This window comes from Hylemonella sp. P2_B10 (assembly GCF_056404875.1).
Genome location: NZ_JBFUDE010000002.1, coordinates 613,677 through 635,614, shown reverse-complemented (window position 1 = coordinate 635,614; position 21,938 = coordinate 613,677). Strand labels below are relative to the sequence as shown.

The 21,938-nt window shown below is 64.3% G+C and carries 21 protein-coding genes; 11 read left to right on the top strand and 10 right to left on the bottom strand.

The genetic code is table 11. From position 1 onward, the window contains the following. Positions 1-13: 13 nt before the first annotated feature. Positions 14-400 (bottom strand): FKBP-type peptidyl-prolyl cis-trans isomerase, encoded by a 387-nt coding sequence (locus tag AC1DX2_RS10760; protein ID WP_477196335.1) that lies wholly within the window; start codon positions 398-400, stop codon positions 14-16. Between the two features lie 253 nt (positions 401-653). On the opposite strand from AC1DX2_RS10760, the gene AC1DX2_RS10755 reads away from it, so the two are divergent. Further along, positions 654-2,414, top strand: a complete 1,761-nt coding sequence (locus tag AC1DX2_RS10755; protein ID WP_477196334.1) for a methyl-accepting chemotaxis protein — start codon at positions 654-656, stop codon at positions 2,412-2,414. 52 nt (positions 2,415-2,466) lie between these two features. On the opposite strand, the gene AC1DX2_RS10750 is transcribed toward AC1DX2_RS10755, so the two are convergent. Next, positions 2,467-4,290: a DUF885 domain-containing protein gene (locus AC1DX2_RS10750; protein WP_477196333.1), complete on the bottom strand. Its 1,824-nt coding sequence runs from the start codon at positions 4,288-4,290 to the stop codon at positions 2,467-2,469. Positions 4,291-4,319: 29 nt separating this feature from the next. Between AC1DX2_RS10750 and AC1DX2_RS10745 the strand changes: the two genes are divergently transcribed. Then, positions 4,320-5,048, top strand: a complete 729-nt coding sequence (locus tag AC1DX2_RS10745) for a hypothetical protein (RefSeq protein ID WP_477196332.1) — start codon at positions 4,320-4,322, stop codon at positions 5,046-5,048. An 11-nt stretch (positions 5,049-5,059) separates the two neighbouring features. Here the strand turns inward: AC1DX2_RS10745 and AC1DX2_RS10740 are convergent, their stop codons facing one another. After that, positions 5,060-6,016 (bottom strand): hypothetical protein, encoded by a 957-nt coding sequence (locus AC1DX2_RS10740; RefSeq protein ID WP_477196331.1) that lies wholly within the window; start codon positions 6,014-6,016, stop codon positions 5,060-5,062. A 176-nt stretch (positions 6,017-6,192) separates the two neighbouring features. On the opposite strand from AC1DX2_RS10740, the gene AC1DX2_RS10735 reads away from it, so the two are divergent. Genes AC1DX2_RS10735 through AC1DX2_RS10725 form a run of 3 tightly spaced genes read left to right on the top strand, consistent with a single transcriptional unit; the run spans position 6,193 to position 8,528 of the window. After that, complete coding sequence (locus AC1DX2_RS10735; protein WP_477196330.1) at positions 6,193-6,687, top strand: VOC family protein; 495 nt, start codon at positions 6,193-6,195, stop codon at positions 6,685-6,687. A 43-nt stretch (positions 6,688-6,730) separates the two neighbouring features. Further along, positions 6,731-7,261, top strand: coding sequence for a hypothetical protein (locus AC1DX2_RS10730; RefSeq protein WP_477196329.1), 531 nt, complete (start codon positions 6,731-6,733; stop codon positions 7,259-7,261). Between the two features lie 13 nt (positions 7,262-7,274). Then, on the top strand, positions 7,275-8,528 hold the full coding sequence (locus AC1DX2_RS10725; protein WP_477196328.1) for an MFS transporter: 1,254 nt from the start codon (positions 7,275-7,277) through the stop codon (positions 8,526-8,528). 93 nt (positions 8,529-8,621) lie between these two features. Here the strand turns inward: AC1DX2_RS10725 and AC1DX2_RS10720 are convergent, their stop codons facing one another. Further along, on the bottom strand, positions 8,622-8,870 hold the full coding sequence (locus AC1DX2_RS10720) for a hypothetical protein (protein WP_477196327.1): 249 nt from the start codon (positions 8,868-8,870) through the stop codon (positions 8,622-8,624). Between the two features lie 110 nt (positions 8,871-8,980). Beyond that, positions 8,981-9,649, bottom strand: coding sequence for a glutathione S-transferase N-terminal domain-containing protein (locus tag AC1DX2_RS10715; protein ID WP_477196326.1), 669 nt, complete (start codon positions 9,647-9,649; stop codon positions 8,981-8,983). 340 nt (positions 9,650-9,989) lie between these two features. Between AC1DX2_RS10715 and AC1DX2_RS10710 the strand changes: the two genes are divergently transcribed. Further along, entirely contained in the window at positions 9,990-11,990 is a 2,001-nt protein-coding gene (locus tag AC1DX2_RS10710; protein ID WP_477196325.1) for an AAA family ATPase, read from the top strand. Between the two features lie 77 nt (positions 11,991-12,067). On the opposite strand, the gene AC1DX2_RS10705 is transcribed toward AC1DX2_RS10710, so the two are convergent. From AC1DX2_RS10705 to AC1DX2_RS10690, 4 genes are read right to left on the bottom strand one after another with little or no spacing between them, the layout of a single operon-like run. Continuing rightward, on the bottom strand, positions 12,068-12,370 hold the full coding sequence (locus tag AC1DX2_RS10705; RefSeq protein ID WP_477196324.1) for a hypothetical protein: 303 nt from the start codon (positions 12,368-12,370) through the stop codon (positions 12,068-12,070). After that, complete coding sequence (locus AC1DX2_RS10700; protein ID WP_477196323.1) at positions 12,367-13,509, bottom strand: AAA family ATPase; 1,143 nt, start codon at positions 13,507-13,509, stop codon at positions 12,367-12,369. Before AC1DX2_RS10700 ends, AC1DX2_RS10705 begins: the two co-directional genes overlap by 4 nt. Before the next feature lie 15 nt (positions 13,510-13,524). Next, entirely contained in the window at positions 13,525-14,001 is a 477-nt protein-coding gene (locus AC1DX2_RS10695) for a DNA primase (RefSeq protein ID WP_477196322.1), read from the bottom strand. Then, the gene (locus tag AC1DX2_RS10690) at positions 13,998-14,225 is read right to left on the bottom strand and encodes a DNA-binding protein (protein WP_477196321.1); all 228 of its coding nucleotides are present in this window, start codon (positions 14,223-14,225) and stop codon (positions 13,998-14,000) included. The genes AC1DX2_RS10695 and AC1DX2_RS10690 overlap by 4 nt, the downstream gene beginning before the upstream one ends. Positions 14,226-14,637: 412 nt before the next feature. Between AC1DX2_RS10690 and AC1DX2_RS10685 the strand changes: the two genes are divergently transcribed. Then, the gene (locus AC1DX2_RS10685) at positions 14,638-17,337 is read left to right on the top strand and encodes an Ig-like domain-containing protein (protein WP_477196320.1); all 2,700 of its coding nucleotides are present in this window, start codon (positions 14,638-14,640) and stop codon (positions 17,335-17,337) included. A gap of 12 nt (positions 17,338-17,349) precedes the next feature. Here AC1DX2_RS10685 and AC1DX2_RS10680 read toward each other — a convergent pair whose 3' ends face one another. Continuing rightward, positions 17,350-17,541, bottom strand: coding sequence for a hypothetical protein (locus AC1DX2_RS10680; protein WP_477196319.1), 192 nt, complete (start codon positions 17,539-17,541; stop codon positions 17,350-17,352). Between AC1DX2_RS10680 and AC1DX2_RS10675 the strand changes: the two genes are divergently transcribed. From AC1DX2_RS10675 to AC1DX2_RS10660, 4 genes are all read left to right on the top strand, one after another. Next, positions 17,510-18,424, top strand: a complete 915-nt coding sequence (locus AC1DX2_RS10675) for a diguanylate cyclase domain-containing protein (protein WP_477196318.1) — start codon at positions 17,510-17,512, stop codon at positions 18,422-18,424. The two genes, AC1DX2_RS10680 and AC1DX2_RS10675, sit on opposite strands and share 32 nt — an antisense overlap. A gap of 134 nt (positions 18,425-18,558) precedes the next feature. Further along, on the top strand, positions 18,559-19,431 hold the full coding sequence (locus AC1DX2_RS10670; RefSeq protein ID WP_477196317.1) for a DUF4394 domain-containing protein: 873 nt from the start codon (positions 18,559-18,561) through the stop codon (positions 19,429-19,431). Positions 19,432-19,483: 52 nt separating this feature from the next. Further along, positions 19,484-20,443 carry a homocysteine S-methyltransferase family protein gene (locus AC1DX2_RS10665; RefSeq protein ID WP_477196316.1) on the top strand — a complete coding sequence of 320 codons (960 nt, stop codon included), beginning with the start codon at positions 19,484-19,486 and terminating at the stop codon, positions 20,441-20,443. A 14-nt stretch (positions 20,444-20,457) separates the two neighbouring features. Beyond that, positions 20,458-21,930 carry a tetratricopeptide repeat protein gene (locus tag AC1DX2_RS10660; RefSeq protein WP_477196315.1) on the top strand — a complete coding sequence of 491 codons (1,473 nt, stop codon included), beginning with the start codon at positions 20,458-20,460 and terminating at the stop codon, positions 21,928-21,930. The last annotated feature ends 8 nt before the right edge of the window (positions 21,931-21,938 follow it).

Below are 21,938 nucleotides of genomic sequence, written 5' to 3'. Positions count from 1 at the left end.
AGCGCAGCTTGAATTACTGCACCGCCGTCAGCGTGATCGTGAACACCAAGCCCGAATACCCCGGTACCGCCCCATACCCCGTGGAGCCGTAGGCCAGCGAATAGGGGATCAGCAGCGTGCGCGTGCCGCCCACCTTCATGCCCACCACGCCCTGGTCGAATCCCGAGATGACCTGGCCCTTGCCCAGCACGAAGGTCACCGACTGGCTGTCGATCTGCTTGTCCTTGAAATCCGTGGCGGTCGAGGCGTAGAGCCAGGCCGTGTACGTGACGGTGACCGTGTTGCCGTTGGCGGCCACCGTGCCTGTGCCCACGGTGTTGTCGGTGATTTGCAGCGAGCCGGGGCTGTAGATGGTGGCGGCGCTGCTGGCGTCACCGCCGCCGCCGCAGCCGGGCAGCAATGCGGTAAAGCAGGCGGCCAGAACAAGGCGGGGGAGGTGGCGTGAAATGTGGCGTGTTAGGCCGCGAGAGAGGGGGCATGAGAGGTGTTTGAGCATGATGGTGCATCAGCATGCCTCCCGAATTGAGAGAGACGGTTAGGCGCAGGTAAAGCTATGCAGAACCGCCGCGCCCGCTCATAATGAATTGTGACAATTTCATTACAAAAACCATCCAGGGCTGCCGATATACCAATCTAAAGAACGGAGTCGTCTCATGGGTTTCCTTGCTGATTTGAAAATCGGGACGCGTTTGGGACTGGCCTTTGGCCTGTTGCTTCTCTTGCTGGCCGGCATCGCCGGCATGGGCCTCAGTGGCATCGGCAAGACCTTTGGCTCGGTGAAAGAGATCTACAGCAACAATTTGATCCCCATGCGCGAGCTGGGCGCGGTGCAATACCTGTCCATGCGCAACCGGCTGCTGGTGATGGACATGATCCTTGACCCCAAGCCCGACAACATCGCCAAGCGCAGCGCAGAGCAGAAAGCCAACACCGAGAAGGTGGACCTGGCCTGGAAGGCCTACCTGGCCACGGACCTCTCCGACGCCGAAAAGGCGCTGGCCAAGGAGTTCGAGCCCGCGCTGCTGGCCTACCGCCGGGACGGCCTCACGCCCGCGCGCGACGCCATCGCCGCCGGCAAGAAGGAAGAGGCCGAAAAGATCTACGAGGACAAAATCAGCAAACTGGCGCCCAAGGTGTTTGACACCCTGGCCAAGCTCAACGAGATCCAGGTCTCCATGGCCAAGGATCAGTACGACAGCGCCGGCAAGCTCAACGGCTCCGTCACCAGCATGACCATCGGCGGCTCCCTGGTGGCCATCGTCATCGGGGTGTTCCTGGCCTGGTCCATCACCCGCTCCATCACCCAGCCGGTGGAGAAGGCCTTGCAGTTCTCCAAGCGCGTGGCCGATGGGGATCTGACGGCCCACCTGGACCACCGCAGCAGCGACGAGATGGGCATGCTGCTCAAGTCCTTGCAAAACATGCAGGCCAACCTGGCCCGGGTGGTCTCCAACGTGCGGCGCGGCTCCGAGTCGGTGGCGTCGTCCAGCGCCGAGATCGCCCAGGGCAACCACGACCTGTCGGCCCGCACCGAGACGCAGGCCAGCGCACTGGAGGAAACCGCCGCGTCGATGGAAGAGCTGTCCTCCACCGTCAAGCAAAACGCCGACAACGCCCGTCAGGCCAACCAGCTGGCGATGAGCGCCAGCACCGTGGCCGTGCAGGGCGGCGAGGTGGTGGGCCAGGTGGTGCAAACCATGAAGGGCATCAGCGAATCGTCCAAGAAGATTGCCGACATCATCAGCGTCATCGACGGCATCGCCTTCCAGACCAACATCCTGGCGCTGAATGCCGCGGTGGAGGCCGCCCGCGCCGGTGAGCAGGGCCGTGGCTTTGCCGTGGTGGCCAGCGAGGTGCGCAGCCTGGCCGGGCGCAGCGCCGAAGCCGCCAAGGAAATCAAGACCCTGATCAACACCAGCGTGGAGCGGGTCGACCAAGGCACCGCACTGGTGGACAAGGCCGGCAGCACCATGACGGAGGTGGTGGCCAGCATACGCCGCGTGACCGACATCATGGGCGAGATCAGCGCCGCCAGCTCCGAACAATCCCAGGGCGTGGCCCAGGTGGGTGAGGCGGTGACCGAGATGGACCAGACCACGCAGCAAAACGCCGCGCTGGTCGAGCAGATGGCCGCCGCCGCGGCCAGCCTGCGCACCCAGGCGCAAGACCTGGTGCAGGCCGTGGCCACCTTCAAGCTGGCCGAAGGCATGGGCGCGGCGCCGCCGCCGCCGCGCGCCCCTGCGCATGCGCCGGTGGCCGCGCCTGCGCGTGCGCCCGCACCCACGCTGGCCAAGCGGCCCTCTTTGGCGGTGGCCCACAAGCCCGCCGCAGCAGCCAAGGCCGCCAGCCCCGCCAAGCCGCCAGCACCGCCGCCGGCAGCGGCCGAAGCCGACGGCGATTGGGCAACGTTCTAGGCGCCCGCGCGGGGCCCACCGGCGTCAGGCCGGCGGCTGCGCGCTCGCCTCATCAGCCCTTCTTCGCTGCAATCCACCGGTCCACCGCCGCCTCCAGCACCACCAGCGGCACCGAGCCGTGGGCCAGCACCTCGTCGTGGAAGGCGCGGATGTCAAACTTGTTGCCCAGCGCCTTTTCGGCGCGGGTGCGCAGTTCGCGCAGCTTCAGCTCGCCAATCTTGTAGCTCAGCGCCTGGCCCGGCCAGCCGATGTAGCGCTCCACCTCCTGGGTGGCCACCACCTCGCCTTGCGGCACGTTGTCCATGAAGTAGGCAATGGCCTGCTCGCGCGTCCAGCCCTTGGCGTGGATGCCGGTGTCCACCACCAGGCGCACGCCGCGCCAGATTTCGGCCGACAGGCGACCCACCCACTGCCAGGGGTCGTCATACAGGCCCATTTCCTGGCCCAGCATTTCGCTGTACAGGCCCCAGCCCTCGCTGTAGGCACCGGTGCCGCCAAAGCGGCGGAAGGCCGGCAGGCCGGTCTGCTCGCGCGCCAGGCTGATCTCGAAGTGGTGGCCGGGTATGGCCTCGTGCACAAAGAACGCCGTGGTGGTGAAGCGTGTGCGTGTCTCGGGCTTGTAGGCGTTGTAATAGAAGATGCCGGGGCGAGAACCATCGGGCAGGCCCGGCTGGTAGCTGGCGGGCGCCGCGCTCACCTCGCGAAAGCTCTCCACCTGGCGGATCTCAAACGGTGTGGTCGGTATCTTGCCAAAGAACTTGGGCGCCTGGGCATTCACCCTCGGGCGCAGCGCCTCGTAGGCGGCCTGCATCTCCTCGCGGGTGGCAAAGCGCAGCTCGGGCGCGGTGTTCAGGTGGTTGAAGAACTCTTTCAGCGTGCCCTTGAAGCCCACGCGTTCCTTGGCCTGCTCAAACAGCACGCGGATGCGGGCCACCTCGTTCAGGCCGATGGTGTGGATCTGCTCCGGTGTCAGCGCCGTGGTGGTGGACGCCTTGGCCTGGAAGGCATACCACGCCGGGCCGCCCGGCAGCGCGCTCAGGCCCACCGTGTCGCGGGCTGCGGGCAGGTAGGTGTCGCGCATGAAGGCCAGCAGGCGCTGGTAGGCCGGCACAATGCTGTCGCGCACCAGCGCGGTGTAGGCGGCGGTGAGGCGCGCCTTGTCGGCATCGCTGAAGCTGTCGGGGAATTTCTTGATGGGCGACAGGTAGACGTTCTTGTCCAAGTCGCCCGTGGCAAAGTTTTGCAACTGCGGCAGCACCTGCGCGGCCAGCGCCTTGGGCAGCACCACGCCCTGCGCCATGCCACGGCGCATGTCGGCGATCTGCGCGTCCATGGCAGCGGGCAGGCCGGCGGCGCGCGCCAGCCAGTTGTCGTAGTCCTTCACCGTGGTGAAGGGCTGCGCCACCCGGCCCGAGCCCAGCTGCGCATAGGTGAGGTGCAGGCCGCCCGACTGGTTCAGCGGCACCAGGTTGCTGGGGAAGTTCAGCCCATCCAGCTGCTGCTGCAGGCGGTAGCGCAGCAGGTCGTAGCTGATGCGGTCCTCAGCCGGCAGCGTGGCCGGGTCCCACTGCGCCGTCAGCGCCAGGTACTTGTCGGCCAGGCGCTTGGTCTGTGCGCGCCCCTCGGCCGAGGTGGTGGCGCCAAAGCGGTCGTTGAAGCGGTTGTCGCCGTTGAACGTGGCCGACACCGGGTTGTCGCGCAGGAACTCTTCCCAGTAGTCGGCATAGATCTGGTTCATCACCGCCGGGGTGGCGGGCTTGGTGGCCTGGGCCGGCTCGGCAGCCAGGGCGGCCGGGGGCAAGGCGGCGGTGGTGGTCAATGCCACGGCCACGGCCATGGACAAGGCGCTCAGCAGGGGGTGGAAGGATTTTTTCATGGGCAGCAGTATGGCAGACTGTGCCCCTTATGAATCTATTCAAACCCAGGGCGCTGGCCCTGCTGTGCGCCCTGGCCGCGCTGCCGCTGCACGCCATGGACATCAAGACCTGCGGCGAGCAGGTCATCCTGTCTGGCAAGGTCGAGGGCAACGAATACAGCCGCCTGAAGGATGTGTTTGCCGGCAACCCCCTGCTGAAGGTGGCGGTGCTGCGCAATTCACCCGGGGGCAACGCAGATGTGGGCTACCGGGTGGCCGAGCTGTTTCGCGAGAAGGGCATCGCCACCTACGTCTCTGGCTACTGCCGTTCGTCTTGCTCGCGCTTTTTCCTGGGCGGCAAGGAGCGCTATTTCACCGACGACTACCCCGCCGCCCAGACCCAGGTGGGCTTTCACAGCAACTACCGCGACAGTGGCGAGATCGTGCCCGGCGCGCCCTACAAGCTGCAGCAGTTCATCGCACAGTACACCGATGGCAAGGCCGACAAGGCGCTGGTCGAGACGTGGACCAACCTGGCCAACCGACGAGGCTTTGCCTACTTCTTTCACCCCAGCGCGTTGAAGCGGCAAGACGGCGTGTCCGTGTTGCTGTGCCAGGGCCATGAGCGCAGCAGCCAGCGCTGGCAAAGCTGCCAGAAGGTAGGGGGACACGACGCGCTGTCCATGGGCGTGGCCACCAGCCCCGAGGTCAAGCATTCCTGCGACGCCGAAGGCCTGCGCGCCCTGGCGCCCCGCCCGGAAGCTGAGGACAAGGAATGACCGCCGCTTGACTAGCGCACGCGTAGCCGGGCAACGACTGTCAGCAAGCCCAACAGTTGCGCCGCGCTGAAAAACAGGCTGAGGATAGGTGACCGGCTGCCGCCGCCATACGGAATGGCGGATAGCACAAAGGCCACAGGCGACACAACGATATACAGCACCAGCAGCCACATCGCCAGCGTGACGAGCCTGCTGCCCCCCTGCCAACGCACCAGGCCGCGTGCATCTGCCGCCCTGACCACCAGCCAGGCCACGAGCAAGGCGGTGATGACTTCTCCGGCCCGATCCTTGCCCGGCAGCATGTATGGCACAACCGCAAAGCGCTTCAAAAAGTCCCACACCGGCAGAACTGGTGACATGGCCAGCGCCATGGCGATGACCGTGCTCACCCAGGTCTTGCGTGCGGGTGCCTGATCGGCGGCGGCAGTGGCGTCGGCATCAGCAGTGGGCTGTGTCTCTGCCCAGCTTGGTTCTGTGGAGGGTCGCTGGCCGCCCCAGATGATCTGCCACATGGCGATCAGCGCCGACAGTCTGAACAACAAACAAAGCAGGGGCAGTGCAATGTCAATATACGGGCGCCACGGGCTTTTGAAGCTGAATGAAAAGTAGGTCAGGACCACGACGGTCGCCACCACGTAACTGCCGAAGGCCACCCACAGCAATGCCCGTCGGGGCGCCCTCCATGCGGGCTGAGTCCCCCTGAGGTACAGCAGCGCGAAATACGCCACGACCAGGCAGACCGCCAGATGGGGTAGCCTGTACAAGCTGACGGTTCGAACTATGGTGCCCGTTCCCGGGTAGTAATACCGGCCGTCTTGCAAAACGGCCTGGATTGCAGACTCGGGCCACCAGCACAGCACGTAGTCCAGCAGCATCAAGCCGAGCAACAGCGTTGCGGCTGCGCCGGCGCGCCACCCGGTTGCGCCGGTGCTGCCGGATGTGGTGACGGCGCGGTCAGGCTCTGTCATGTGTTCTCCCTGTCGCCGTTGTCGGCTTTTGGGGCAACTATAGCGTTGCTCGTTGCCAAGACCCATTTCTTTCGTCGTTTGTTGTTGCGCGTGTGCGCGCACTAGGGAACGCACACGCGCAACAGCGGCGTGCCCCCTACAATTTGCCCAAACTCACTCTAACAAGGAGCGCCACCATGGCCGCAAGAGCAACCAGTATCGCCCTGTCCCTGGCCACATTGCTGCTGACTGGCGCCCACGCACAGACCGAGCCTGCCAAACCCGTGGCGGCGCCCGAGCCCGGCCGCATCACCGGCATAGGCGGCGTCTTCTTCAAAGCCAAGGACCCCAAGGCGCTGGTGGCCTGGTACCGCGACGTGCTGGGCCTGCCGCTGCAGCCCTGGGGCGGCGCCGCGCTGCGCTACGACGCGCCGCAGCACCCGCCGGTCGTCACGTGGCGGGCCTTCTCGCCCACTACGGGCTACTTTGCGCCGTCTACCAGTGAGTTCATGATCAACTACGCCGTGGACGACATGGACGCTTACCTGGCCAAGCTGGCTGCCAAGGGCGTGACGCCGCTCAAGCGCGAGGGCGATGCGCAAACCGGCCGCTTCGCCTGGGTTATGGACCCCGAGGGCAACAAGGTGGAGCTGTGGGAGCCGAAAAGAGCAACGCCTGATGCCGCCAAGTAGCACCCCGCAGCGCGGAATGGAAGAACTAGTGAGTGATCGCAACGTGACGGCACTGCCCGTGAACGAATACGTGTTTCGTTACGACGAGGCACACGTGGCGGCGTGCTTGGCCCGCCGGCAGAGCATGCGGGCTTGGAAGCCGTTGAGCATGTTGGTGCACATTGCCGTCGTGGTGGGCTTTTGCCTCATCATCGTCTTTCTCGGTGCGGCCATATTCAATGGTTCGGCAAAGCGGGCAGATCGTTGGTTTTTGGGGATGGCTGTCGTCGTGCTTGGGTTCTTGATGTTCGGCTCCAGGCTCGACAGGTGGAATCTGGCCAAGCGTATGAAGCGATCACCGGCCTACGGCGCACAGGTTCGTGTCACGCTCAGCGCCGCTGGCGCGGCCTTTCAATCACCGCTCGGCAAAGCGGACCAGAGTTGGCAGGCGTTCACCCGCTTCAAACGCTTTGCGGATGGGTATTTGCTGCTGGAGGAGCCCTTCATCTGCCACTGGTGGCCCGATGCCGCGCTGACTGGCGGTAGCCTTGCTGATGTCAAGCAATTGGTTGAAGGTAAGGTTAAGGCAAGCTGACCCGGTTGAACCCATGTTTCTCGACATCGGCCCCCTGCGCCGCAACACCGCCTTTCGCCGCCTCTTCGCCAGCCAGTTCATCTCGGGCCTGGGCACCATGGTCAGCTATGTGGCCGTGCCGTGGCAGGTGTATGAGCTGACGCGCTCCAACGCCCAGGTGGGCCTGTTGGGGCTGGTGCAGCTCATCCCCGTGGTGGTGTGCGGCCTGCTGGGCGGCGCGGTGGCAGACCGGGTGGACCGCAAACGCCTGCTCATCGGCAGCGAGGTGCTGATGGCCTTGTGCCTGGCCGGCCTGCTGGCCAACACCTTGCAGGCCACGCCCAGCGTGCTGGCCATCTATGCGCTGGTGGCGGTGCTGCAAGGCGCCAGCGGCTTTCACCGCCCGGCGCTGGAGGCGCTGACGCAAAAGCTCACCCACCCGGACGACTACGCCGCCGTGGCCGCGCTGGCCTCGGTGCGCGGCACCATCGGCATGGTGGCCGGGCCGGCGCTGGCGGGCATCTTGCTGGCGGGGTGGGGCGCCGTGGGGGCCTACCTGTTTGACATTGCCACCTTCATCGCCGCGCTGTATTTCATCATCCGCATTCCGCGGGCCGACATCGGCCACGTGGAGGCCAAGGCCGACCGCCCCCATTTGCTGGCCGACCTGATGGAAGGCATGCGCTTCGCCTGGGCGCGCCCGGTGCTGATGGGCACCTACATTGTGGACATCGTGGCCATGGCCTTTGCCTTCCCCGTGGCGCTGTTCCCTGCCATGGCCGCGGCCGATGGGCGCACCGAAGCGGTGGGCTGGCTGCTGTCTGCCATGTCGGTGGGCGCGCTGGCCATTGGCGTCTTCAGCGGGTGGACGGGCAAGGTCACCCGCCATGGGCGCGCGGTGGTCATCTCGGCCGCGCTGTGGGCGCTGGCCATCGTGGCGCTGGGCTTTGCGCCCAGCCTGTGGCTGGGCCTGGTGTGCCTGGCGGCGGCCGGCGCGGCAGATATGGTGAGCGGCGTGTTTCGCGGCACCATCTGGAGCCAGACCATCCCCAACGACCTGCGCGGCCGCCTGGCCGGCATAGAGATGATCAGCTACCTCACCGGCCCGCTGATCGGCAACGCCCGCGCCGGCTTCATGGCCGACGCCTGGGGCGTGTCAGCCGCCATCTGGGTGGGCGGGGCCATCTGCGCGGTGGGCGTGGTGGCTACGGGGTTTTTGTTGCCCAGCTTCTGGCGCTACCGCAGCGCGCAGCAACAGCAGCAGCCACAGGCCAGCGCACCGGCCTGAGCAGGCGCAAAAAAAGCCGGCGTTGCCGCCGGCTTAAAAGCCTTTTTGAAGAAAGGCCCCATGTAATCGTTAGGTGTCAGCTGACGGTGCAGGTCAGCCGGCGATGGACTCGTCGTCGTTGTCGTCGGCGCGGTCATCGTCTTGCGACGACTGGTTGGACCTGCCAGACTTGTTGCCCTGCTTGGCACCGCCGCTGACGCGCTCGCCGTTCTGCTGCTGCTGCGAGCCGCCGGCATCGGCCTGCGGCTTTTGGCGCGGGTTGGCGTTTTGCTCGTACTTGTTGTCCTCTTGCTGTTGTTCTTGTTGGTCTGCTTGCGGCTGGGATGGCTGCTTTTTGCTCATGGTCTCTCTCTCCTTGAGTGTGAATCAAAGCGCGACTGCGCAACGCCAGCATAAAACCGCAGCCGCGCGGGCGGCGTAGGCCGGTGGCGGCAAGCGGTGTAGGGCAAATCTCACTTCTTCGTGGCCGCATCGGCGTCCGGTGGCACCTGCATGCCGCGCTGCACCGCCGGGCGCTCGCCCACGGCCTTCAGCCAGCGCTGCACATCCAGCTTGGGCGCCAGGCTGTCGGCCAGCACCGTTTGCAGGTGGGTGGCGGCGGCCAGGCTCCAGGTGTAACAGGCAATGTCGGCAATCGTATAGTCCGCCCCCGCCACGTAAGCACCGGTAAGCGCCAGCCGCCGGTCCAGCACGCCCAGCAGGCGGTCTGCCTCTTCGGTGAAGCGCTGTATGGCCAGCGGCTCTGCCTGCGGCGCGCGCTTGGCAAAGTAGCCCAGCTGCCCCATCATCGGCCCCAGGCCGCCAATGCTCCAGTAGACCCACTCCAGCGTGGTGTAGCGCGCCGGCCCCGTCTTGGCCAGCAGCTGGCCGCTCTTGTCCGCCAGGTAGACCAGGATGGCACCGCTCTCAAACAACGCCAGCGGCCGCCCGCCATAGCCCTGCACCTCGTCATCCACCAGCGCGGGGATCTTGTTGTTGGGCGACAGCTGCAAGAAGGCCGGCGCGAACTGCTCGTTGTTGCCGATGTTGACCGGCACCACCGTGTAAGGCAGCCCCACCTCTTCCAGCATGATGGACGCCTTGCGGCCGTTGGGGGTGGACCAGGTGTGGAGGGTGAGCATGGCGGGGGCTCGCTTTGCGTGGGGGAGAGACTGCCATGGTCGGTTGGAGGGGGTGGGGGGTCTGTGCGGTTGCGTACTCACCAAATACCGTTCAGGCTGAGCTTGTCGAAGCCTTCGAGTCGAGCTAGCGGCGCATGTAGATTTGCGTTGAACGGAGTTGACAGGCGGATGTTGCGTTGTTGCGCACCCTAGGGAAAGCAACTGCGCAACTTTTGCTAGTAATGACACCTGAGGCTATAGTGTTTGCTATTGCCAACTGGGGTTTGACAGAGAGGACGGTCTGGCCTTCAGTTCGTTCGATCTTTTGGGAATCTCAGTTCGGCGCAGAAAAGCCTATCCCATGAAACTATCATTCAATCGCCCATACAAGTCGATCACCCGATTTGAGCCGTTTGAGCTTTCTTCATTCACGGTGCTCACCGGAGTAAATGGTGCGGGCAAATCCCATCTTCTCGAAGCGCTGGAAAACGGGGCAATTACAGTCGAAGGCATCCCACCAAATCAACCTCATGGATTTCGACCCATACGTCGATTTGATAGCAGCTCACTTGTTCCCCAGGATACTGGAGCGTTTTCCGGAGCGCAGATATCTCAGGAACAAGCGGGATTTTGGAGCGAGATTAGCCAGCAGAAGGAGCAGTTTGTTGAGTCTTTTCGGGAGTCGCTTCGGCAATTTGGAATCCCAAGGCTGGAATCCCTCAGCGTTAAGAAGGCTCTGGCACTCAAGACAGAGGACTTAGTGTCTCTCGGGGTGCCGGCCGGACAGGCTGCAGTAATTGCCGTTTCGATCGCTCAGTCCGCAGCGGCTGTTGAACAGAACTTAACGAGCAACTTTGTGCGAAACGATCCGCAAAATCGTGTGCGACTAATGTCGACAATCGCTAAAACTGCGAAAGTTCCAATCTTCGCAATGGACACGGACGACTTCTTTGGTGAATTTCCCAAAAACTGGCAGCCGGTTGATTTATTTCAGCAATCGTTTGCACGCCTGTTCAGTGCATACCAACGTCATTGGTATCAAAACCAAGTCAGGGAAACAGCAAAAACTAAGGGAGCAGAAGTTTCATTTCTCACAGACGATGAGTTTCTTCAGAAGCATGGAGCCGCGCCATGGGAGTTTTTGAATGAAATTCTGGAAGTGGCCGAACTCGACTTCAGAATCAATGCGCCCTATGCGTGGGACGATCGACCCTATGAGCCAATACTTACGGATGAAAAGAGAGGCATACGAATAAAGTTCAATGATCTCTCGTCTGGAGAGCGGATTCTGATGTCTTTTGCTCTATGCCTATATCACGCGAAAGATCCGAACTCGACCGCTGAGTTCCCCAAGCTTTTATTGTTTGATGAGATCGATGCTCCATTGCATCCATCTATGACACGCTCCCTGCTTAGGACGATCGGAACGACCCTTGTGCAGCAGCATGGAATTCAGGTAATTTTGACAACTCATTCTCCATCAACGGTTGCCTTAGCGCCCGACCATTCGATTTTTGTCATGCACAAGCAGGGGCCAGATCGAATTGGAATCACGAGTAAGGACGCCGCGTTAGGAATTCTTACCTCGGGCGTTCCAACCCTAAGTGTTAATTACGAGAATCGCCGTCAAGTCTTCGTGGAGAGCAAACACGACGTCTCGTATTACAGCAAGTTGTACGAGCTTGCCAAGCCAGCATTGGAGCCGGAAATTTCACTGAGCTTTATAGCGTCTGGTGTTCGAGGAATTGGTGATTGTGAGCAAGTCAAGAGTGTGGTCAATAGCTTGGTCACAGCGGGAAACCGGACTGTTGTGGGTGTTATTGATTGGGATGGGAAAAATGGCAGCTCTGAGTCAATCTTTGTGGCTGGCGAAAATGAACGCTACAGCATAGAAAACTTCATCCTTGATCCGCTCTTATTGGGGTTGTTTCTTTTGCGTGAGAAATTCCTGACAGCGGAAGAAGTGAGGCTGCATGAGCAAGCAAAATACACTCGCGCTCTTGAGTTTTCTCAGGGTGAGTTACAGGGGCTCGTGAATTTTGTAGTGGGAAAAGTTGCAGAACGTCTTGCAAAAGGAGGTGATGACGAAGTAGTTGAATTCAAATATTCGGGTGGGTTAAGTACCACTGTTCCTGGCTGGTTTGCAAGGGTTCAGGGGCATACGTTGGAAAGCACGCTTAAAGATGTCTTTCCGCCCCTCCTTCGATACACAAAGGAGTCGGAGTTGAAACTTGCCATAGTTCAGAAGGTTCTCGATGACTATCCTCAATTGGTGCCTGCGTCGCTTGTAGCGCTATTTAGGCGGATTCAAGGTGTTCGTGTCCGGGATGGAGCGATAGTCGCGGCAACAGATCTAGCTTAAGGTTTGTTTCTCCCAGCAGATTTCCAGTGAAATGTTGCGCAGTTGCGCACCCAGGTAGCGCAACTGCGCAACCAATTTCACCCGTCCCTGATCTCCACAAAATACGCCAACAGCTCCTCCCACTGCCCCACCGGCACCTCCAGACACTGCCGCTGCATCTCTTCCCTGGCCGATTCGGCATCGCCCAGTTGGTCACACCGCCGCATTGCAGCAGCCAACAGCCGTGCCTTCAGCCGCAGCTCAGCAAAGCCCAACGGCGGCAGCTTCGGCAGGGCCGTAGGCAGGGGCAGGGCGGCCGAAGCTGCCACCACCGCCGACCCATTACCATGCTTGACTGCCACCCGCTGTAGTGCTGCCCGCAAGGGGTCGGACTTGTTCATTCGCCTTTGGTCTTTGGCAGTTCACCAGCTTCTCTGGCCTTGCGCAAGTTGCGGCTGACGTTGGACTTGTTGAGGCCCAGTTCTTCGGCGATTTCCGAGGGCTTCAGCCCATCCTTGGCCAAGTTCAGTACTCGCAGGTAGTTGCTGTTCTCCGCCGTCCGCCAGCTCCACACCGCCTGCGTCTCCTCCCCCGCCAGAGTCATCTCCAGCGTCTCGGCGTCGCTGCCTATCAGGTGCCGGGCCTTGGTGAACTCGGCTTCGAAGACGGCGCCTTGCTTGGGGTCATAGTCGGCCGGGCGGCTCATGCGGATCACCACGTCCAGCAGGTCTTCGCGTTTGCTGGTGCCGCGCTGTTGGCCGTTTTTGTTGGCGTGGTGCACCAGCAGCACGGCCATGCCGCGGCGGCGCAGCTTCAGCAGCCATTCGCTCACCGTCAGCCAGCTTTCGGCCTCGTTCTCGTTGCCGGTGCGCGCCCAGGCGCTCAGGTTGTCCACCACCACCAGCTTGGCGCCTTCCAGCATGGGCTCCACCTCGGCCTGGCCGGCGTGGGTGCTCAGGTCGGGCAGGGCGTGTTCGCCGTCCAGCAGGTCGGGGGTGAAGGTGAGCAGGTTGTTGGGGTCAAACGGGTGCTCGGGCAGGTGCACGGCCAGGCGGCTTTTCATCACGCCGCCGGGTAACTCGCCGTCCAGGTAGACCACCTTGTGCGCCTGCGGCGCCTGCCATTTGGCGAACGTGCCGCCGCTGGCCACGGCGTAGGCCACGCTGAGCGCAAAGTGGGTCTTGCCAATGCCACGCGGAGCAAACACCATGGCCAGGTCTTGCGTGCACAGCCAGGGGGCCAGCAGGGGCTCGCGCGGTTTGAATTCGCGGTGCGCCATTTGGGTGAGGTTCAGCGCCTGCAGGGCGGCGCGCATCTGGGCGCGCTGGGCGTCGGCATCGCGCAGGCCGAGCAGGTGGTGGTCCACCAGGATGGCGGCCTTGTCGGCGGTCATGTAGAGGTGGTTGGCGCCGCCGTGCTTGGGGCGCTTGTTGTTGGGGCGGGGTTCGGGTTCGGCAAAGGTGGTGTCCATGGTGTGTGTCTCGGTGTTGGGGTTGAATGAATGAAGGGTCGGGTTGGGTGGTGTGTTGTCGTCGTTCATGCTTCGCAGGCCTCCTCATGCAGCCAGGCCGCGCGGCGCGGCTTGCAGCAGGCGCCGGCGGTCGGCATCGCTCAGCGGCGTGCCGCGCGCCAGGTTGCCGGCGGCCACGGTGACGAGCAGCGCCTCGGTGCGCAGCAGGGCCAGCGCGTGGCTGGGGCTCAGCAGGCGGGGCGGCTTGGGCTGGGGGGCTTCGGTGTCGCGCTGGGTTTGTGGTTTGCCGGCGCGGGGTGGGAAGAGCTCGTGCAGCTCCAGGCCCAGCGCGGCGCAGACCTCGGCCACGGTGCAGCCGCCAAAGCAGTGCATCAGCACGGCGCCGTCGGGCGTTTCGCGCACGCTCAAACTGGGCGAGCCGTCTGCATGCGCGGGGCAGCAGGCGCTCCATTGGCCGCCGGATGGGCCGCCCTGGCGCTGGCGCAGCTTGTGCAGGCGGGGCAGCACCTTGTCTATGGGCATGGTGCTGTCGGCAGTGGTGGGTGAGGTGGTGTTGCTCATGCCACCTCCAGCACGCGCTTGATGGCGTCCACCGGCCAGGCCAGGCGGCGGCCTATGCGCAGGGGCTGTAGCGGGCCGTCGCCGCGCATGGCCCACAGGCGCAGGGTCTGGGGCGAGCGGTTCAGGTGGTGGGCCGCCTCGTGGGTGGGCAGGGTGGCGCGGGTTTCAGCCGCGAGCGAGATGGGGCCGAAGACGGGCTTGGGCCGGGGTTGGTCAGCATGCATGGCAAAGGGCTCCATAAGGGCCCGGCTGTGTGCTGGTGCGTATGCAAGGCGCAGCGCATCGACAGGCGGGCAAATACACAAAGGGTGGTATTTCCCTGCCTCTGCCGGCAGAGCGATGCATATGGACTTTTTACGCTGCCGGCCCCTCAGTGCACTGGCGTGTGGATGAGGGCCCGGCGCGGGTGCCGTCGTGGCGGCGTTGACTGTTGTCAGTCAACCCTGTTGCGCGGCGTTGAAGTGAATTCTAGGAAGCTTCGGCGCGAAAGTGTGATGTATCTTGTGTGGATAACTTGGGTGTATGACCCGGGTGGATTTGCCGGCGCCCGCAGCCATGGACAGGCCGCGCCGTCTGCGACAGAATATCTCGCAGAATAAATAGACAACACCGCCGCGCAGGGGAGGCGCGACACGCATGGCATCACCCATCTACTGGTATTTCGGCCGCACGTTCGATCCTTTCATCGACGCCACCACCCACGGCTACTACTGGCAGCTGGGCAGCGACAAGACGGTGGACTGGAGCATTTCCAACGGCTTCTTTGGCGAGGTGTGGAACAAGCCGGACTTCCTGGTGCAGCACCTCAGCGCGATGTTCACCGTGTTCTCGGCCTATGCGGACATCAAGTTCAACTACGTGGGCTTCTACACCACGCCTTCGGTGGCCGCGCTGGCGGGCAGCGAGATCAACGTGTCGCTGGACGGTGTCAACCGGTTCTTCAGCAGCAACAGCGCCTGGGCTTTGGGCAACTTCAACCCGACCTACGCGACGGACTACCTGGGTGAGGTCGGCGATGTGTTCCTGAACCAGCGCAGCCAGGCCAACAGCCTGTCCTCCTACGAGCCGGGAAGCGCGGGCTGGTTTGTGTTCATGCACGAGCTGGGCCATGTGCTGGGCCTGAAGCATCCACACGACAACGGTGGCACCGGCCGCCCCACGCTGACGCAGCTGGGCTTCCCTGAGCTGGACCTGGATGTGGCCACCATCATGTCGTACAACGACGACAACTACTACAACTACCTGGCCTATGACCCGGCCACGCCCATGATCCTGGACGTGCTGGCGCTGCAATACCTGTATGGCAAGAACCTGGCCACCAACGCGGGTGACAGCACGTTCAAGCTGGAGCAGACCGGCTATTACATGACCATCTGGGACGCCAGCGGCAACGACACCGTGTCGGCCGCCGGGGCCGCGGTGGGCTGGAGCATACGCCTGCCCAACTACCGTTTCTCGGTGCTGGTGGACACACTGGCCGGCCTGGCCATCCCCTCGTCGGAGTTGAGCCTGCCCTCGCCGCACACGCTGTTCTGGCTGGCCGGCAACATGGAAAACGCGGTGGGTGGCAATGGCAACGACACGCTGTATGGCAATGACCTGGCCAACCTGCTGGATGGCGGCGCCGGCAACGACACGCTGGATGGTGGCGCTGGTGCAGACACGCTGGACGGCGGCAGCGGCAGCGACACCGCCGTGTATGCCGGCACGCGCGCCAGCTTCACCGTGTCGCAGACGGGCGGCGGTGTCACCGTCAGCGGCGCCGGCGTGGGCACCGATGTGCTGAAGAACATCGAGTTCATCAAGTTCAGCGACCTGACGCTGGCGCTGTCGGCGCTGGACATCACGCCGCCCGCGTTGTTGTACTACTCGCCGGGGACCGGGGACCGCGACGTGCCGGTGGTGGCCAACCTGCAGGTGTATTTCAACGAGGCCATCGTGCGGGGCTCGGGCACGATCGTGTTGCGGGCGGGCACGTCGGTGATCGTCGAGACCTTTGACGTGGCCACCAGCACCGCGCTGACGTTCAACGGCCTGGTGCTGACCATCAACCCCACCAAGGACATGCCGGCTGACGCCACGCTGTCGTTCGATTTCCCCTATGGCAGCGTGCGCGACGCGGCCGGCAATGCCTGGGCGGGTTCCACCAACTACAGCTTCAGCACCGCCAAGGGCATTGCCGCCAGCCCCACCTTTGTCGGCACCGCCGGCAACGACACCCAGGGCGGCAGCGCGGGCAATGACTACATGACCGCGCTGGCCGGCAATGATGTGATGGTGACCTCTTTCGGCAACGACACGCTGGACGGCGGCACCGGCTCTGACCTGGTGGACTATTCCGGCGCGCCGGGCGCCGTCAACGTCAACCTGGCCACCGGCGTGGCCACCAAGGGTGGCGCCGGCACGGACAAGCTGATCAGCGTGGAGCGGCTGTTTGGCACCGGCTTCAACGACAGCTTCACCGGCAGCGCGGCCGATGAGACCTTTGAAGCCCTGGGCGGCAATGACACGCTGGACGGCGGCGCCGGGTACGACTATGCCGCCTACCGCTTTGCCAGCGGCCCCATCACCGCCAACCTGGCCACCGGCAAGGTGACGGGCGCAGCGGGCAACGACACGCTGATCAACATGGAGGACGTGGAAGGCTCCGAGTATGCAGACAGCCTCACCGGCTCGGACCAGCGCGACGGCCTGACGGGCTGGGGCGGCAACGACAGCATCAGCGCCGGTGGCGGCAACGACGAGCTGATGGGCGGCGCCGGCAACGACACGCTGGACGGCGGCAGCGGCCTGGACGTGGCTTACTTCAACGGCTTGCGCGGCAACTACACGCTGGGCAAGAGCGGGGGCGGCTTTGTCGTCACCGACAGCAAAGGCAGCGAAGGGGTGGACAACGTCAGCAACGTGGAGCGCCTCATCTTCACCGATGTATCGCTGGCCACCGACATGGCCGCCAGTGACGCCGGTGGCAAGACGGTGCTGATGATGGCCGCCGTGCTGGGCACCGGCTTCGTGGCCGACAAGAAGTTTGCCGGCCTGTTCCTGGGCTTTTTCGACAGCGGCGCCACGCTGCTGAGCGGCGCCCAGTTGCTGGTGGACACCGGCATCATGGCGGCCTTTGCCGGCGGCGCGGACAATGCGTCATTCGTCAAGTTTGTCTACGCCAACGTCAACGGCAGCGCGCCTGACGCGGCCACGCTGGCCAGCCTGGTGGCGCCGCTGAACGCGCACACCACCACGCAGGCGCAGTGGATGGCCGACATGGCCGCCTCTGCCGCCAACCAGTCGCATGTGGGGTTGGCGGGGTATGCCGGCACGGGGTTGGCGTACCTTTGAATCCCGCGCGCATCAAGCTGCCGGCAATGGCGATGCCTGCAAGTGCTCATCAACCGGGCGCAGTTCCATAGACCGCCAAACCGGCCATGCGTAGGGGTTTCTCCGCATCGCCTGCTCCTCGGTCAGTTTCTCTTCGGTGATCCAGGTTTCCTTGCCCTTGAAGGTGGAGGGCATGTTCCAGTGGAAGTGGGGTTCGAGCGTCATGGGGCCATGGTGCTGGGTGGGCACCCTGGCCAGGATTGATTTGCGTCAAATCGGCTGGGGCGATTGTGGCGGGATTGTGTACAACCTCTCAACGGGTCGCCAATTTGGCTCACCTCCTCTTGCCCTGGAAGTACGCTTCCAGCCTGGTCACGCTGTTGCCCACCATGCCATGCGCATGTTAGACAGCGAACAGACCGCTCGCGACGCCGATGCTCAAATCCATTCCTGTCGTTGGAGTCGAAGGATGGCTGTCACTTCTGTTGATCGATTGAAGACGGGGGCGTTCGAGTCATCCCCGCCCCTTGATACACGTCCGCGCATGCCAGAGTCCTTGGCTACAGCCAGTCTGATGGCGCGAGTCCAGCAAGCACGTGAATGTGTGCTCAGTTCAGCCCAGAGGCTTGACAGGCGGTTGCAGCCACGCGGTTGCGACGCTGCAACCGGTCTTCCCAACCGCAGTTCCTTTACCGCACACTTGGACAATGAGTTGCAACGCAGGTCCGGGCACCCGTGGCGGCTGGCCGTTCTCAGCCTGCGGGTGCCGGATATTGTGTTGGTGCGAGAACGCTACGGCAGCTTGATTGCGGACGAACTGTCTCGTGTTGTTGCAGCGCGGCTGACACGTCGATTGAAGACGGAACAAATGCTGAGTCGCCTGGCTGAGTGCGAATTTGGCTGCACGGCAGGCGCGGCTGAGGGGCGCAGGCGCTTGGATGACATTGCCATGGGTCTGCTGGATATGCTGGCGGACCCCATCAAACTGCTGGGTCGCCCTGTGTTGGTTCACCCCAACATTGGCATCGCTGAGGCTTGTCCACAACTGTCTGGCGGCGCGGCGCTTTTGCGGGCAGCCAGCAATGCCTTGGACCATCAGCCCCCTTGAATGGGCTAGCCCATCCTTTGGGCACGGCCACGCTCTCGATGTTGACACCCACGGGCAGGCCCTTGCTCTGGGCATACTCGCGGTATAGTTGTCGCGTCGTGCCTGAGCAGCACCCATTTTGTAGGAGAGATGCCATGAGTTTTCTTCGGTCAAGGGTGTTTGCCTCGGTAGGCAGTCTGGTGCTGGGTCTGGCGGGCTTGCTCGCTGGATGCGCGACGCAAGAGGCCGCGGAAGGCCCACCGCGCAAGGAAAGCCTGCATGTACTCACCCAAGACCTGCAACTGCTGACGGTCAACGCCGGTCAACCCGGCCGCGTGCTGCAGCGCGTCGCCCTGCAAAACCTGCCCGCCGGTGAGCGCCTGGTTGGCATGGACTACCGCATCAGCAAGGGCGTGCTGTTCACCCTGTCGCGCAGCGGGCGGCTCTACACCATCAACACCGATACCGGTGTGGTCACCCCCGTGGGCACAGCCGCCCCGGCGGCGCTGGAGGGCGCCGTCTTCGGTGTGGACTTCAACCCGGTGGCCGACCGCATTCGCGTGGTCAGCAACAGCGGCCAAAGCTTGCGCCTGCATCCCGATACCGGCGCCGTTGCCGCCGTAGACCCGGCGGTGGCCTACGAACCGGGCGACGCCCAGGCTGGGCAAAAACCCGCACTGATGGCGGCGGCCTACACCTACAACAAGAAAGACGAAAAACTCACCACCAACTACGCCATCGACGGCCGCAGTGGCATGTTGGTGCGCCAGGGTTCGGTGGAGGGCGTGCAGCCCGTGGTGTCCCCCAATACCGGGCGGCTGTTCACCGTGGGGCCTTTGGGCACCGGTGCACTGCAGGATGCGGCCCTGGACATTGCAGATGTCAGCGGCGCCGCCTTTGCCGCCCTGCAAACTGCGACGCAGGGCCCTTACCGCCTGTACCTGGTCAACCTCGATTCCGGCAAAGCCGAAGCGCTGGGCACGCTGGCGGGTGGCGCAGCGGTGGTGGGCATCGCAGTGATTCCCTGACGCACCCCGCGCGGGGTGCGGGCACTTCCCTCTGGCTGCAAGGAGTACCAACATGGCCAACGCGCTTCCTCAACTGTCGGGACAACTGTTCTTTGGCGATGGCGGGCTGGAGACCACGCTGGTCTTCCTCGACAAGGTCGAGCTGCCGCACTTCGCCGCCTTCACCCTGATGGCCGATGAGGTGGGGCGCGAGCGCCTGAAGGGCTATTACGTGCCCTACCTGGAGCTCTGCGCCGACACGCCGGGCGCGGGCTTCGTGCTGGAAACGCCGACCTGGCGCGCCAACCCGGACTGGACCACGCTGCTGGGCCTGGACGCGGCGGGCCTGCGGCAGGTGAACCTGGACGCCGCCCGCATGCTGGTGGCCCTGCGCGCGCGCTGGGCGCCACGGCTGAGCGGGCCGGTGGTGGTCAGCGGCGTCATCGGGCCGCGCGGTGACGGCTACATGGCCGACGCGCCCAACAGTGTCGAGGAGGCGGCCCGCTACCACCAGGCCCAGGCGCAGGCGCTGGCCGACGGCGGAGTGGACATGCTGTCGGCCGTCACCATGACGACGTCGGCCGAGGCCTTGGGCGTCTCGCTGGCGGCGCAGCGGGTTGGCCTGCCGGTGGCGCTGTCGTTCACGGTGGAGACGGATGGCCGGCTGCCCAGTGGTGAGTCGCTGGGCGAGGCCATCGCGCGCGTGGATGCGGCCGCGCCGCCGGCCTACTTTGGCATCAACTGCGCCCACCCCACGCATTTCGCCGACGTGCTGCGCGGCGCGCCGGCCTGGGCAGGGCGCATCCGCGCGCTGCGCGCCAATGCCTCGACCAAGAGCCACGCGGAACTGGATGAGTCGACGGAGCTGGACATTGGCGACCCGCGCGACCTGGCCCAGCGCTACCGTGGCCTGAAGGGCGCGCTGCCGAACCTGAATGTGCTGGGCGGCTGTTGCGGCACCGACTGGCGCCACCTGCGGGCGGTGCGCGAAGCCTGGACGGGGGCTGCATACAATGGCGCGCACACCACATAGGGAGTGAGAACGGCGTGGCAAAAGTCTTCAAGGCACAGCGCCACCCCTTGCAGGCTGAGGTAGCCGTGCCGCCAGCGGGCACTGCGCCCACCGCCGCACCACCGGGTCGTTTCTCCCGGCTGGTGGGCAAGCTCAAACACGTCAAGGGTGCCATCGTGGCCGTTGCCGGCGTGGGCGCGGTGCTGAGCGGCCTGGTGGGCTGGTACACCACCTACAGGGTTGTGGCCACCACGGCCGCCGCGCCGGCTGGCGCCAGTGCGCCGGCAGCCGATGGCATCAACCCGCTGTCGGTGATGGTGCTGCCGTTTGCCAACCAGACGGGTGATGCCGGCAAGGCCTACATTGCCGACGGCATGACCAGCTCCATCACCGCCGACGCCTCGCGCATACGCGACGCCGTGGTGCTGCCGGTGTCCACCGCGCAGAGTTACCGCGACAAGAACCTGGGGCTGAAGGAGCTGGGCCAGGCGGCGCGGGTGCGCTTTGTGCTGACCGGCGGCGTGCGCGCCAGCGGCGACACGCTGCGCATAGACGCCCAGCTGTCGGACACCGCCAGCGGCGCGCAGCTGTGGAGCGAGAGCTTCGAGGGCCAGCTGGCCAACCTGTTTGCGCTGCAAGACCAGGTGACGGCGCGCATAGGCAACAGCATGGGCTCGCAAATGGTCATCCTGGCCGCGCGCGACAGCCTGAAGCGGCAAGACTCCCCCAAGGTGGCCGACCTGATGTTGCGCGTGCGCGCCCTGGGCTTCCAAACCACCACCCTGGAGGCGTCCCGGCAGATGGAAAAACTGCTGCGCCAGGTGCTGGCGCTGGAGCCTCAGCACGCCGGGGCGCTGGTGCGGCTGGCCTTCGTGCTGAACGACAGGGGCATCAACTTTGGCCACCAGCTGGACGCACCGCAGCAGGCCAAGCTGAAGGAAGAGGCTGACCAGCTGCTGCTGCAGGCCCAGGCGCTGGACCCCGGCGACCCGATGCTGTACGGGCCGCTGAGCCGCTACCTGATACGCAGGGGCGACAGAACCGGCGCGCTGAAGGCGCTGGAACGCTGGGTGGAGCTGGACCCCAAGAACCCCAACGCCTACAACGGCCTGGGGCTGTTCCTGACGGTGGACGACCCGCAGCGTTCCATTGCGGTGCTGAAGCAGGGCCTGGCCTTGCAGGACCCGCGCCAGGTCACCTTCCTGTTCAACAACCTGGCGGCCTCCTACTTTGTGGCGGGCGACTACCGCCAGGCGATTGACTACGCCAACCGTTGCACGCAGAACAACCCCAAGTTCTCTTTCTGCCTGGAGCCCAAGGCCTGGTCTTATGCCCTGCTGGGCGAGCTGGACAACGCCAAAGCCGCCACCGCGGAGTTGCTGCGCCTGGACCCTGGCTACCAGACCTCCAAGGCGGCACTCTACCCGGAGAAGAACGCCACGCCTGCCCGCCTGGCGTTCAACAAGCGCGTCTTGCAGGCCGCCAAGCTGGCCGGCATACCCGAATGACGCCTGCT

Bases quoted from the DNA above. Each gene is read 5' to 3' on its own strand.
- AC1DX2_RS10690 (WP_477196321.1), bottom strand. From the start codon at position 14,225: ATGCATGCTGACCAACCCCGGCCCAAGCCCGTCTTCGGCCCCATCTCG.
- AC1DX2_RS10740 (WP_477196331.1), bottom strand. From the start codon at position 6,016: ATGACAGAGCCTGACCGCGCCGTCACCACATCCGGCAGCACCGGCGCA.
- AC1DX2_RS10735 (WP_477196330.1), top strand. From the start codon at position 6,193: ATGGCCGCAAGAGCAACCAGTATCGCCCTGTCCCTGGCCACATTGCTG.
- AC1DX2_RS10745 (WP_477196332.1), top strand. From the start codon at position 4,320: ATGAATCTATTCAAACCCAGGGCGCTGGCCCTGCTGTGCGCCCTGGCC.
- AC1DX2_RS10710 (WP_477196325.1), top strand. From the start codon at position 9,990: ATGAAACTATCATTCAATCGCCCATACAAGTCGATCACCCGATTTGAG.
- AC1DX2_RS10705 (WP_477196324.1), bottom strand. From the start codon at position 12,370: ATGAACAAGTCCGACCCCTTGCGGGCAGCACTACAGCGGGTGGCAGTC.
- AC1DX2_RS10665 (WP_477196316.1), top strand. From the start codon at position 19,484: ATGGCCAACGCGCTTCCTCAACTGTCGGGACAACTGTTCTTTGGCGAT.
- AC1DX2_RS10685 (WP_477196320.1), top strand. From the start codon at position 14,638: ATGGCATCACCCATCTACTGGTATTTCGGCCGCACGTTCGATCCTTTC.
- AC1DX2_RS10715 (WP_477196326.1), bottom strand. From the start codon at position 9,649: ATGCTCACCCTCCACACCTGGTCCACCCCCAACGGCCGCAAGGCGTCC.
- AC1DX2_RS10750 (WP_477196333.1), bottom strand. From the start codon at position 4,290: ATGAAAAAATCCTTCCACCCCCTGCTGAGCGCCTTGTCCATGGCCGTG.
- AC1DX2_RS10755 (WP_477196334.1), top strand. From the start codon at position 654: ATGGGTTTCCTTGCTGATTTGAAAATCGGGACGCGTTTGGGACTGGCC.
- AC1DX2_RS10695 (WP_477196322.1), bottom strand. From the start codon at position 14,001: ATGAGCAACACCACCTCACCCACCACTGCCGACAGCACCATGCCCATA.
- AC1DX2_RS10675 (WP_477196318.1), top strand. From the start codon at position 17,510: ATGTTCCAGTGGAAGTGGGGTTCGAGCGTCATGGGGCCATGGTGCTGG.
- AC1DX2_RS10720 (WP_477196327.1), bottom strand. From the start codon at position 8,870: ATGAGCAAAAAGCAGCCATCCCAGCCGCAAGCAGACCAACAAGAACAA.
- AC1DX2_RS10670 (WP_477196317.1), top strand. From the start codon at position 18,559: ATGAGTTTTCTTCGGTCAAGGGTGTTTGCCTCGGTAGGCAGTCTGGTG.
- AC1DX2_RS10700 (WP_477196323.1), bottom strand. From the start codon at position 13,509: ATGAACGACGACAACACACCACCCAACCCGACCCTTCATTCATTCAAC.
- AC1DX2_RS10680 (WP_477196319.1), bottom strand. From the start codon at position 17,541: ATGACGCTCGAACCCCACTTCCACTGGAACATGCCCTCCACCTTCAAG.
- AC1DX2_RS10725 (WP_477196328.1), top strand. From the start codon at position 7,275: ATGTTTCTCGACATCGGCCCCCTGCGCCGCAACACCGCCTTTCGCCGC.